Origin of the sequence: Nocardia sp. NPDC051750, assembly GCF_044453135.1 — a bacterium.
In the GTDB taxonomy this organism is placed as follows: Bacteria; Actinomycetota; Actinomycetes; order Mycobacteriales; family Mycobacteriaceae; genus Nocardia.
The window spans coordinates 653604-665814 of sequence record NZ_JBITCK010000002.1 but is presented as its reverse complement, the minus strand read 5'-3'; the positions used below and the strand labels follow the sequence as shown (position 1 = coordinate 665814).

The following is a 12211-nucleotide window of genomic DNA, read 5'->3' as shown; positions in this document are numbered from 1 at the left end:
GGGTCACTCGGCCGGACCGTTTGCCCTCGGCCGACGACTCGCTCACCTGGGACCACCAGCAGTTTCAATCAATATTTCAATCACTGATTGAATTCTGTCGGGCGTGGTGGTTCACTACTGCCATGCCCCAGAAAGTCTCGGCCGCCACCCGGGAACGTTTACTCGCCGCCGCCGAACGGTTATTACTCACCGAGCGCTACGAAGACGTTTCGGTGCGCCGCGTCTGCGCCGCGGCGGGGGCCAACGCCGCGGCCGTCCACTATCACTTCGGGTCCAAAGAGGCCCTGGTGGTGGCCCTGCTGGAAGACCGCCTGGGTGCGCTGTGGGCCGATCGGCTGGCCGCCGTCACCAGCGAACCCCGCCCGATTCCCGAGATCGTGGACGCGATCCTCGAACCGTTCACCGAATTGGCGGCCGACCCCGTGGGCCGCCTGCATCTGCGCCTGCTGGCGCAGTGCGTTCTCGGCCGGCAGGTCGGCCTCGACCTCTGGCAACAGCAGTGGTTCCGGCTCGATTCGTGGTCCGGCCTGCTGCCACACGTGACGGAACGGGACAGCAGGCGCCGCTGGATGCTCGCCTTCGATCTGATCATCATGCGATTCGGGACGGACGCCGCCGACGGCCGGCCGATCACCGGACACGCCGTGGCGTCGCTGCGGGATTTCGTCGTCGCCGGATTGACCGCAAAGGAGACTCATGAATGACGTATTCGCCCCCGCCACCCTGGGCCCGCTGACCCTGCGCAACCGGGTGATCAAGGCCGCGACCTTCGAGGGCCGCACTCCGGATGCGCTGGTCACCGATGATCTCATCGAGTTCCACCGCGAGGTCGCGGCGGGCGGGGTCGGGATGACGACGGTGGCCTACTGTGCGGTCGCCCCGGGTGGCCGCACCGACCGGCATCAGATCTATATGCGCCCGGAGGCGGTCCCGGGGCTGCGCCGGCTCACCGACGCGGTGCATGCCGAGGGCGCGGCGGTCAGTGCGCAGATCGGGCACGCGGGTCCGGTGGCCAATGCCGCGTCCAATCGGGTGCCCGCGGTGGCACCGAGCCGGTTCTTCAGCCCCCTCGGGATGGCCGCGGCGAAAGTTCCGAGCGAAGCCGAGATAGGTGAGCTCGTCACCGCGCACGCGGACGCCGCACTGCTGGCGGTCGAGTCGGGTTTCGACGCGGTGGAGATCCATTTCGGGCACAACTATCTGGCGAGTTCGTTCCTGAGCCCGCTCCTGAACCGGCGCAAGGACCGCTACGGCGGCACGCTGGAGAACCGGGCCCGGCTGGCCCGCGAGATCGCCCGCGCGGTGCGCGCGGCGGTGGGCGAGCGGATCGCGGTCACCGCGAAACTGAATATGGAGGACGGGGTTCGCGGCGGGTTCACGCTCCCGGAATCGCTTCAGGTGGCGTCCTGGCTGGAGTCCGATGGGACGCTGGATGCGCTGGAGCTGACCGCGGGTAGTTCGCTGCTGAATCCGATGCTGCTGTTCCACGGCGCGGCGCCGCGCCGGGAGTTCGCGAAAACCCTGCCGGGCCCGGCACGGTGGGGTTTCCGGATGATCGGCCGGGCGTTCCTGCGCGAATACCCCTACGAGAAAGCGTATTTGCTGGAGCGCGCACGTCAGTTCCGTCGTGAACTGTCCATGCCGCTGGTGCTGCTGGGCGGGATCACGGATCTGGAGTCGATGCAGCTGGCGATGGCCGAGGGTTTCGAGTTCGTCGCCATGGGACGGGCGCTGCTCCGGGAGCCGGATCTGTTGCGGCGCATACACTCCGATGCCGCGACCGAATCGGCGTGTGTGCACTGCAACGAGTGCATGCCGACCATCTACAGCCGCACCCGATGCGTATTGCGGATCGAGCCGTCGGTGGCGGGCTCGGCCCCGGACAGCCGGTGAACTGCTGAAACCACTGCGCGACACCGGCACCCGGTCACTCGGTCAGAATCAATTAACGAACACCTATTGAATGCGCCGTTGTTTAACGGTACGGTTGGCGGTATCCGAAGCCGCACCCCCGGTGCGATTGCCCGAAGACCGACTCACCGCCCCAGCGGCGAAACGACCGAGGACCGAACCATGCGCCGAACCCCCCGCACCCACCGATTCGCCATCCGCATCGCCACCGCCGCGGTCATCGCCCTGGCACCCCTGGCGATCACTGCCACCCCGGCCCTCGCCGACCCGGTCGCGGTCACACCCAGCGACGAGATCGAAGATGTCAGCCGCCCAGGCCGTTTCGGCCATAATCACGGCCGGCACCACGACCGCGGCAACCACAGCTGGAACAGGTGGTCCGACGACCGGTCCGGCTGGGACCGCGGCCACCGCAACCGGCACCGCCACGGCGGCCCGGGCTGGAACCGCGGCTGGGACCACGACCGCGGCTGGAACCACGGCCGCCACGGCCTGCCGGTGCCCCGGATCTACCTCCCCGGCACCGGAAGCGCCTTCTGACCGCTGAATAACGGCACGCTATTCAGAGAATAGGTCATGCCATCGGCAGCACTGCGCCGACAGTCGGTCCGGAGGTGTGGAGCAGTCGGCGATCAGCTCCGCACCTCCGGACCGGCTGGGCGCGGGCAGGTCCTGCGGACGACGGGCTGCCTGAGCGCCCGCCGCGACGCAGGCAAGCTGCAGTCCGTAACTCTCCGGAAAGAGTTACGGGGACACGCCGGGCGTGAACCCGCCGACTCACCACTCCATCCGCCTGCCCCGGGCACCGCGTACCCACGGTCACCCAGTTACTCCGCCCGATGGTGGGCGCCTTGGACGTGGGTATCCGCGCCGTGGGAAAACGCGGCGGATTCGGCACCTCGCTGCGGTGCCTGCTGAGCGCGCAGGCGCGGTAGCGCGCGTTCGAATGCGCCGATGAGCAGATCCGCCAGATCGTGGCTGAAACCGTTGCGGACCACGATGCGCAGCACGGCCAGGTCCTCCCGGTCCGCCGGGAAGGTATAGGCAGGGACCAGCCAGCCCTGTTCCCGCAAGGCGGCGGACACATCGAAAACCGAGTAGCCGGTCTCGTCCGGGGCGAGGGTGAAGGCGAAAACCGGAAGCTGTCGCCCGTCGGTGATCAGCCGGAAGGCACCCAGCTGCGCGATCCGGTCGGCGAGTGCGGCGGCGACCTCCCGGCAGTAGCCCTGCACCCGTTCGTAACCGCGGCGGCCGAGCCGCAGAAAGGTGTAGTACTGCGCCACCACCTGCGCGCCGGGCCGGGAGAAGTTCAGCGCGAAGGTGGGCATCTCGCCGCCGAGATAGTTGACCCGGAACACCAGATCCTCGGGCAACGCCGCGGTATCGCGCCACAGCACCCAGCCGACACCTGGGTAGATCAACCCGTACTTATGTCCCGAGGTATTGATCGAGGCAACCCGTGCGAGCCGGAAATCCCACTCCAGATCCGGATCGCAGAAGGGCGCGAACATGGCACCCGAAGCACCGTCCACATGCACCGGGATATCCCAGCCGTGGTCGTCGCGGACCCGGTCCAGCGCGGCGCAGATCTCGGCGACCGGTTCGTAACTGCCGTCGAAGGTGGAACCGAGCACCGCCACCACACCGATGGTGTTCTCGTCGCAATGGGCCGCCGCCTCGTCGGCGGTCAGGTGGAACCGCTCCCCCGACATCGGCACCAGCCGCGCCTCGACATCCCAGTAGGCGGCGAACTTCTCCCAGCACACCTGGACATTGCTGCCCATCACCAGATTGGGCCGGTCGACGGCCCGGCCGGCCGCTCGCCGCCGTTGCTGCCAGCGGCGTTTCAGCGCCAGACCGGCCAGCATGCACGCCTCGCTCGAGCCCGTGGTCGAACAGCCGACGGCGTGGTCGGGGTCCTCGGCGTGCCAGAGGTCGGCGAGGATCCGCACACACCGCCGCTCCAGCTCCGCGGTGCGCGGATACTCGTCCTTGTCGATCATGTTCTTGTCGAAACATTCGCTCATCAGGGTCTGCGCAGCGGGTTCCATCCAGGTGGTGACGAAGGTCGCGAGGTTCAGCCGGGCGTTGCCGTCGAGCAGCAGTTCGTCGTGCACGATCTGGTAGGCGGTATCGCTGTCCAGCTCACCGGCCGGAAGCCGGTTGCGTGGTACTTCGATCGGTTCCCGGGCGAACACCGGATTCACCGCGATTTCCGCGCGATCGGGCCCCGGGGAGTGCGCCGGATGGGTCAATGCCATGGAAACCTCCAGCAGCATTTCGGCCGGGCGCCGATCGCCCGGTCCGCGCGATCGGTCCGAGTATTCCCTGGTGAACGCTGGACTCGCCGGACCGCCGCGGCGCCCGGCGGGTCGCTGCCGCGGTTACGCCGGACCGCGGAGGTGCCGAGCGGGGCAGCCGGCAACGTGAGACGGCAGACTGATCCGGGAAGGCGTTGTATTTTCGGCCCGCCGGCGCGTGGAGTTTCGGCCCTCGGGCCCTACATGTCATCGAGCCGCTCCTCGGTGTCGGTGCCGATGCAGGGAGGTTTCGATTGGGCGTTCGGTCGAACTCGACTGAGATCAGTAGGGCTCGGTGTCGCCACTGGACCCGTACGATTGGGTTCGGGCCAACCCTCCGCGGGCCTCGCCGGGTACAGACGGCTGGGTTCCGGTCGCATCTCCGGGCTTCGCCGGTCTCGGCGGTACGGTTGCCGGCGCGGAGACGGCCCAGGTTGCTCGTGCTCCCGGTTTCCTCCACATCCGCAATCAGCTGAGAAGGAGATCCGCGTGAAATCTGTCAATCCGTACCTCATGTTCAACGGCAACGCCGAGGAGGCGTTCACCTTCTACCAGTCCGTTTTCGGTGGCGACCTCCAGTTGATCCGTTTCGGCGATATGAGTGAGGCCGCGAACCTGCCCGAGGAGGCGAAGAGTCTCGTGGCCCATGTGGCGCTGCCGCTGAACGGGGTCGAGCAGGTACTGATGGGGTCGGACTGTCCGCCCGGTCAGACCGTCGATGTGTCGGCGCGCTCGAACTTCACCGTATGCCTCGAGCTGAGCGATACCGACGAAGCGCGGCGGTTGTTCGACGCCCTCGCCGTCGGTGGCACCGTGGATATGCATCTCGCCAAAACGGAATGGACCGAACTGTTCGGGATGCTGACCGACCGTTTCTCCATCCCGTGGATGTTCGACTACAGCTCCGCCGGATAAGGGAACGCCCCCGGACCCGGCACGGCACGCGATGAGCCCGCCGCCGAACAATCCTTCCGCACCGTCCACCCGATCCGGTTCCGGGCTGGTGCTGGCCGTGCTGTGCGCCGGACAGTTCCTGATGACGCTCGACAGTTCGGTGATGAACGTGTCGATGGCGACGGTGGCACAGGATCTCGGCACCACCATCACCGGTATCCAGACCGCCATCACCCTCTACACCCTGGTCATGGCCTCACTGATGATCACGGGCGGCAAGATCGGCGCGATCGGCGGCCGGCGCCGGGTGTTCGGTATCGGATTGATCATCTACGGGGTGGGGTCGTTCGTCACGGGTCTCGCCCCGAATCTGGGCGTTCTCCTGCTGGGCTGGTCGCTACTGGAAGGGATCGGCGCCGCGCTGATCATGCCGGCGATCGTCTCCCTGGTGGCCGCGAATATCCCGGCCGAGCGCCGGAACGCCGCGTACGGCCTGGTCGCGGCCGCCGGGGCCGCCGCGGTGGCCGTGGGACCGATCCTGGGCGGAGCCGTGACCACGTACGCCTCCTGGCGTCTGGTGTTCTTCGGCGAGGTGGTCGTGGTGGTGCTGATCATGCTGCTGCTCCGCCGGATGGCCGACAGTCCCCCCGAACAGGCCCGGCTCGACGTCGTGGGTTCGATCCTGTCGGTGGGCGGGCTCGGGATGATCGTGTACGGAGTGCTGAGGTCCAGTGAATGGGGCTGGATCCAGAATCGGCCCGGGGCACCTGCCGTATTCGGACTGTCGCCGGTGGTCTGGTTGCTGCTCGGCGGAATGCTCCTGCTGTATCTGCTCCGGGAATGGCTGGCGGCCCGGATACGGAACGCGCGCGAACCGCTGTTCGACCCGGACCTGCTGCGCAACCGGCAACTCACCGGCGGGCTGGGTATGTTCTTCGCCCAGTTCTGTGTGCAGGCCGGGGTGTTCTTCGCCGTCCCGCTGTTCCTGTCCGTGGTGCTGCAACTCAGTGCCCTCGGGACCGGCGCCCGGCTGTTACCGCTGTCGGTGGCATTGATCGCGACGGCGGTGGGGATCCCGAAACTCGCCCCCCGCGCGAGCCCGCGGCGAGTGGTGCGCTGGGGGCTGGTGTCGATGATCATCGGAATACTGCTGCTCGCGGCGGGAATGGATCCCGGCGCGAACGCGGCGGTCGTCGCGCTGCCGATGCTGCTGATGGGTGCCGGCCTGGGCGCGCTGGCCGCACAGCTGGGCGCGGTGACGGTGTCGGCGGTGCCCGAATCGCGTAGCGCCGAGGTGGGCGGGCTGCAGAACACCGCCATGTACCTCGGCGCTTCCCTGGGGACCGCGCTGATCGGCTCCGTGCTGATCGCGACGCTCACGTCATCGGTCGCCGCCGGCATCGAGAACAACCCGCAGGTTCCCGCCGCGGTGCAGCAGCAGGCCGCCACCGAGCTGGCCGACGGCGTCCCATTTCTCTCCGATACGCAGTTGCGCGAGGAGCTCGGCGCCGCCGGGGTCACCGGGCCCGCCGCCGACGCCGTGATCTCGGTCAATTCCGACGCGCGCCTGAACGCGCTGCAGACCACCTTCGCCGTCACCGCCCTGCTCGCAGTGGCCGCCCTGTTGGTGACCCGGCGACTCCCGGTGCGATCCCCGGCAGCGGCAGCGTCCCCGGCGCCGCCGTAGCCGACCGTCCGGCTACACCCGGCGCGCGGCGCCGAATCCGCGCATCGCCAAGGCGATACGACCGCCCACCGGCATCCGGAACACCTCGGGCAGCCACGGCGCCCGGCGGTGGTGCGGGCGGCTCCGGTTGACCCAGAGCGGGTTCGATTCGTCGCGCCGGTAGATCGCCAGCTGGCCGGCCATGGCGAACCGCAGATGGGTCGCGCTGCCGATCACCTCGCCGTCGGCGGCGAGCGTCTCGGGTTCGGGCAGGTGCACCTGCAGCTCGGGCAGTTGCCGTTCGCCGTACACCCGGCTGTGCCCGATCGCGGCCAGCACCAGCGCCACCACCGCGCGTGTGCGCGACCACCGCAGATCCGCGCGTAGCCAGCGCACATCCAGGAGCCCCGAATCGAGGCGGTCGCGGAAGGCGGGTACCGCGCCGTGCGGATGGTAGGGGCCGTTGCCGACGAACAGGAACCACACGCGCTGCCAGCGGTCGTCCAGGAAGATCTCGATCGGTTCGGCCCGGCGCAGGGTGACCACCAGCGCCGCGGCGAAGGCCGGCCATTTACCCCAGCGCTTCTGCCATTTCTCCCGCAACCGCACCAGGTCCGGATAGGAACCGAGACTGAAGGTATTGATCAAATGCCTTGTTCGTGTGCTGTTTTCGTCGCCGTACTCGACGGCGGCGATATCGACCGCGACGGCCTCACCGACACCGGTCGCGTCGATCACTTCGCGCAGATCGTAGACGCCGAGATCGCGGGCGAAATGGTTGAGCGTGCCGGTGGGAATCACGACCAGCGGCAAACTCTTGCGCAACGCGACCGCGGCCACCGCCGCCACGGTGCCGTCACCGCCGGCCACCCCTACCGCCAGCACCGGCTCCCGCTGCGCGGCAATGGCCTGTTCGAGGTGAACGGCACAGTCGAGATCGGGCTGGGTGCGCAGCACTGTCGCGGCGGGCAGGGCGGCGGCGATATCGTCGGTGGGGTCGTAGTTCGGGTCGCCGGAGACCGGATTGACCATGACCACGAGCCCTTTGCCGTCGGCCAGCACCGGCACTTCGGGAACGGGCCTCGCCTCCGCCTCATCCGATTCCCGCACCGGCCACCAGCGCCGGGTGGCCAGCGCTATCCCGGACCCGACGGCCGCCCCGACAAGCACATCCGATCCCCAATGCACACCGGTGTGGACCCGGGAGTAGACCACGGCCGCCGCCACCGGCGCCACCAGCAACGCCGAGCGCGGACTCTCCATCGCCACCGCCGTGGCGAAGGCCGCCGCACTGGCGCTGTGCCCCGACGGGAACGACGACGAGGTCGGCGCCGGGGACAACCGCCGATGGGCGGGCATCAATTCGGCGGCCGGGCGACGGCGCGCGAAAACGGATTTGAGCACGATATTCGTCACGAAACTGGCGCCGGCCACCGAGGCGACCCCGCGCAGCGCGGCCCGGCGTGTCGACCCGCCCCGGGCGGCCAGCAGGGCCGCGGTGGCCATCCACAGAACGCTGTGATCGGCGCTGCCGGTGAGCCGCAGCAGGCCCGCATCGGCTTTCGAGGCGGGCAGTTGCGCAACGGTATCGCCCACCGCTCGATCGATCCGGCCGATTCTGCGAAACCTATTGCGCGTCCACCCACTCACTCGCCCGACACTACCCAGCGCACGGGTACGCCCGCGACCTGTGGCGCCACCGGCCGGTCCGCGGAATCCCGCCGCCACCTATGCGGTGGTCCGCCGGTTCGGCAGTTTCCATCCCGGGCGCGGGAAATGGCAGGTGTAGCCGTTCGGGAAATGCTGCAGATAGTCCTGGTGCTCGGGTTCGGCCTCCCAGAACTCGACCGCCGGCGATACCTCGGTAACCACTTTGCCCGGCCAGAGCCCGGAATCCTCGACATCGACGATGGTCTCCAGTGCGACCTGCTTCTGCTCGTCGTCCAGATAGAAGATCTCGGAGCGGTAGCTGGTACCGATATCGTTGCCCTGACGATCCTTCGTGGTCGGGTCGTGGATCTGGAAGAAGAATTCCAGCAGAGCCCGGTAATCCGTCCGCGCCGGGTCGTAGACGATCTCGACCGCCTCGGCATGCCCCGGATGGTTGCGGTAGGTCGGATGGTCGTTCTGCCCGCCGGTGTAACCGACCCGGGTGCTCAGCACCCCGGGCTGCTTCCGGATCAGCTCCTCCATACCCCAGAAGCAGCCACCGGCCAGGATCGCCTTACGCGTTTCCGTCACGCTTCCTCCTTCGTCCCCCTCATTATCGGCCCCCGGTTCAACGCGCGGGACACCGCGGAAAATCCCCGGCCGGTCCGCGGTCAGACGCGCTGCGCGGTGACCAGCAGATACTCCCATTCCATCCGCCCGTCGCCGAGGTCGTGTTCGGCGGCGAGGTCGGTGAGTTCCCGGTCCAGGCGGTCGGCCCGCTCCGGTTCGCCGGCCAGCGCCCGGTAGACCGCGATCGTGGGGCCGTAGTTGGTCTTGAAGAATTCGCGGAACGCATCGGCGTCGGCGAAACAGTCCACCAGCGCGTGCTCCCGCCGCATATCCAGGCCGGTCACCCGGTCCCCCAGCAATTCGGTGACGTGTTCCTCCGACCCCCACAGCGGCGGTGGTTGCGCCCCGGCGGGCGGTGGCGGGGCGAACGGTTTCATGGTGGCGAACATGCGACCGATGAAACCGGTGGGTGTCCAGTTCACCAGCCCGATCGTCCCGCCGCTTCTGGTGACCCTGACCAGTTCATCGGCCGCGGTCCGATGGAACGGCGCGAACATGATCCCCACACACGAGATCACCACATCGAACTCGCCGTCGGCATAGGGCAGCGCTTCCGCGTCCGCCTGCTCCCAGGTGAGCTCTACGCCGGCCTCGGCGGCATTGCGGCGGCCGGCCTCGAACAACTCCGGGGCCAGATCACTGGCCACGACCTCGGCACCGCGCACCGCGGCCGGGATCGCGGCATTGCCCGCCCCGGCGGCGATATCCAGAACTTTCTTCCCCGGCCCGATCGGGCAGGCGTGCACGAGGCGGCGCCCGAGCTCGGGTATCACATCGGCGGCCACCCGCGGGTAATCACCCGAGGCCCATATGGCTCGGTGCTTGGTCTTCAGATCACCGGATACGGACTGCGTCATGGTCTGCTCCTCGTTCTGCGGTGGAACTCGGATATCACGGCATGTCGCGCCCTCCGGAGCAGTAGCGCCCGCGGCCGCCGGCTCGATCGTCGAAACGCCCGGTCGGCTCGCTACCGGACCGCACCAATTGTCGGCCTCCACGAGCCCGCTCCGCAAACCCCGGCGATTTCTTGCCGGGCGAACACCCCGGTCACCACTGTTCCCGATCGGCATCTCGGACCACGAAGCGATGCCCGCCATCGCGGTGCGCGACGGGCACGGCCGGCGGCCGCGGATATCCGGGGATATGCGCCCGATCGGCATCGGCGCCGCAGCACTGGAACGGGTGGCCGCGTTCGGCGGAAGGCAGGCGCCTGTCCGGCAATCATCGTGGCCTACCGCGATCCACCCGGATGTGAATCGGCCGCGCCGACAACGGCGCCGGAAGTCGCGATAAACGAACTGCGCCAACGCCACCGGTCGCACGCTGCCAGGTCCTGTGACCGGGGGGGCGCCGTGGAGCGGTTGCGGCCGGGTGAGAGACGGTGCGGAAAAGGGTTTCTGGCGGCATACCGGATCACCGGCATCGGACGCCCCCGGAATGACCGATCCGACAGGCGATCCGGACCTCTGTGCATTCGGAAAAATTCCGGCCCTGAAAGCCGGATGCGTCAGCACCTTTCACCGCGGTGGACTCCGGACGCGTACTATTGGATGGAACAGCGTTGTCCGGCTGTCCCGCGCAAAAGGTCTCGACCATGCCCATCGATGAACGCGACTGGATCGGTCAGGTGATCGAAAACGCGCGCGAGGCATTCGAAGGAGCCTTCGACGTACGGACTCTGCGGCTGCTCCTACTCGGTTTTCTGGCATTCGGAGCCGCTTTCCTGGCATCCACGAAACAGCCATTCACCGATATCCGTTTCGCCGGTACGACAATCGGCAATATTCTCGCCGGCGGGTTTTTCGCCGCCGGTGTCGTTCTACTCGGGCTCACCATCGCCTCGGGGCTGCTCACCCTGCGGCGGCCGGCGCGGCAGGCATCGATCCCGCGGATCGAGTCCACCGGGCCCGCGGTCCTGGGCGGGCAATTGGTCCTCGGTATCGAAGTCGCCCGCGAGGCCATTTACTACGGTGCGCTCTCGGTCGAATACACCACGGGCCGGGAACCGGATGATTCACCGCTCGCGAGAATTCATCCGGCCGAAGTGATTCCGACCAGAACCAGAACGCTCGAGTTCGGGGAGAGCACCGGCGAAGTTTATGACGATCTGGCCGCGGTGGTCGTCGATCTCCTCACCGATCTCGAGCATATGCTCGGGCCGCGAGCACTTGTCGGTGGTATCGCGATCACCACGCCGAGTTCCATCGATATCCGTTCCAAAACCTCGGTTTCCACCACCGGGCCCTTCCCGGTGAACGAACAACTCGCCGCGGGTCTGGCCCGAATTCTGTGGGTGCGGCACCGGACCCGGATTCGGCACAGTTTCGGCGCTTCCGGATACCCCGAGTTCGAGGAACAGGATCTGCTCGGAAAAATCCATCTGGACGTCGACTCGCGCTCCTTCGCCCGGCACGACCTGCACCAGCGTTCGCGCAATGCCGGTGCCTGGCGCAACTACGCCTGCGTGCTCGTAGTGGAAGGTGTCGGTGCCGGGTTGGTCCTGGGCGGCGAGATCTACTACGGCAGCCACAGCAGCGAGGGCGAGATCGGCCACACCACCGTGCATCTGGGCACCGAACTGATCGCGCCGGGGCCGGCCGGCACGCCGGTCGGGATCGATCGATGCGATTGCCAGCTGCCCGGGGTGCATTGGGAGGCGCTCGCCGGTATCCGGGGCCTGGCCCGCCTCGCGCTGGCCTGCGACCCGGATACTTTCGACCGGCTGGCCACCGCATTCGGCCGTCCACCGGCCGGCCGTGATCTCGTCCGCGCCGCGGGGGTGTCCACCGGCGGGGTGGCACCGGCCGATGTCCCGCGCGAGGTCGTGCGGGCCGTGACGCACGATCCCCGGATCGCGCTGTATCTGGACACTGTCGTGCGCGAATACGCGCGGGTGCTGACCATCGGTATCGCGAACCTGGTGAACACACTGGATCTGGAGCATGTCGTGATCAGCGGCCCGGTCATCGACGACCTCGACCGCCTCGGGCTCCGCAACCACCTCTGGAACTACTGGAACGACTATGTCCTAGGGGGACGCAATGTGGGCTACAGTTTCGAGCCGCTGCACGGTGGCTGGCAGGGCGCCGCAATGTTGTTCTGGGATCCCGCATATCTGCGCAGTCTCGGCTGACCGGGCCCGCCGAGTCGATCCGAGACC

General features: G+C 67.9%; 10 protein-coding genes. 6 read left to right on the top strand and 4 right to left on the bottom strand.

Annotated features, from left to right (window positions below; genetic code table 11):
* Window positions 1–122: 122 nt before the first annotated feature.
* The 3 genes from ACIA75_RS10375 (at window position 123) to ACIA75_RS10365 (ending at window position 2451) form a co-directional block, all read left to right on the top strand.
* Complete coding sequence (locus ACIA75_RS10375; protein ID WP_397102188.1) at window positions 123–704, top strand: TetR family transcriptional regulator; 582 nt, start codon at window positions 123–125, stop codon at window positions 702–704.
* Window positions 697–1893: an NADH:flavin oxidoreductase gene (locus tag ACIA75_RS10370; RefSeq protein WP_397102186.1), complete on the top strand. Its 1197-nt coding sequence runs from the start codon at window positions 697–699 to the stop codon at window positions 1891–1893. Before ACIA75_RS10375 ends, ACIA75_RS10370 begins: the two co-directional genes overlap by 8 nt.
* 180 nt (window positions 1894–2073) lie before the next feature.
* Window positions 2074–2451 carry a hypothetical protein gene (locus tag ACIA75_RS10365; protein WP_397102184.1) on the top strand — a complete coding sequence of 126 codons (378 nt, stop codon included), beginning with the start codon at window positions 2074–2076 and terminating at the stop codon, window positions 2449–2451.
* 287 nt (window positions 2452–2738) lie between these two features.
* On the opposite strand, the gene ACIA75_RS10360 is transcribed toward ACIA75_RS10365, so the two are convergent.
* Window positions 2739–4172: a glutamate decarboxylase gene (locus ACIA75_RS10360; RefSeq protein ID WP_397102182.1), complete on the bottom strand. Its 1434-nt coding sequence runs from the start codon at window positions 4170–4172 to the stop codon at window positions 2739–2741.
* A 528-nt stretch (window positions 4173–4700) separates the two neighbouring features.
* Between ACIA75_RS10360 and ACIA75_RS10355 the strand changes: the two genes are divergently transcribed.
* A complete protein-coding gene (locus ACIA75_RS10355; RefSeq protein ID WP_397102179.1) occupies window positions 4701–5126 on the top strand; it encodes a VOC family protein in 426 nt (141 codons plus the stop codon).
* 31 nt (window positions 5127–5157) lie between these two features.
* Entirely contained in the window at window positions 5158–6792 is a 1635-nt protein-coding gene (locus ACIA75_RS10350) for an MFS transporter (RefSeq protein ID WP_397102177.1), read from the top strand.
* Between the two features lie 12 nt (window positions 6793–6804).
* Here ACIA75_RS10350 and ACIA75_RS10345 read toward each other — a convergent pair whose 3' ends face one another.
* The 3 genes from ACIA75_RS10345 to ACIA75_RS10335 all read right to left on the bottom strand — a co-directional run bounded on the left by ACIA75_RS10345 (window position 6805) and on the right by ACIA75_RS10335 (window position 9908).
* The gene (locus tag ACIA75_RS10345) at window positions 6805–8367 is read right to left on the bottom strand and encodes a bifunctional phosphatase PAP2/diacylglycerol kinase family protein (protein WP_397102176.1); all 1563 of its coding nucleotides are present in this window, start codon (window positions 8365–8367) and stop codon (window positions 6805–6807) included.
* 132 nt (window positions 8368–8499) lie between these two features.
* The gene (gene msrA, locus ACIA75_RS10340; RefSeq protein WP_397102175.1) at window positions 8500–9012 is read right to left on the bottom strand and encodes a peptide-methionine (S)-S-oxide reductase MsrA; all 513 of its coding nucleotides are present in this window, start codon (window positions 9010–9012) and stop codon (window positions 8500–8502) included.
* A gap of 80 nt (window positions 9013–9092) precedes the next feature.
* Entirely contained in the window at window positions 9093–9908 is an 816-nt protein-coding gene (locus ACIA75_RS10335) for a class I SAM-dependent methyltransferase (protein WP_397102173.1), read from the bottom strand.
* Between the two features lie 737 nt (window positions 9909–10645).
* Here ACIA75_RS10335 and ACIA75_RS10330 point away from each other — a divergent pair.
* Window positions 10646–12184, top strand: a complete 1539-nt coding sequence (locus ACIA75_RS10330; RefSeq protein WP_397102171.1) for an ROK family protein — start codon at window positions 10646–10648, stop codon at window positions 12182–12184.
* The last annotated feature ends 27 nt before the right edge of the window (window positions 12185–12211 follow it).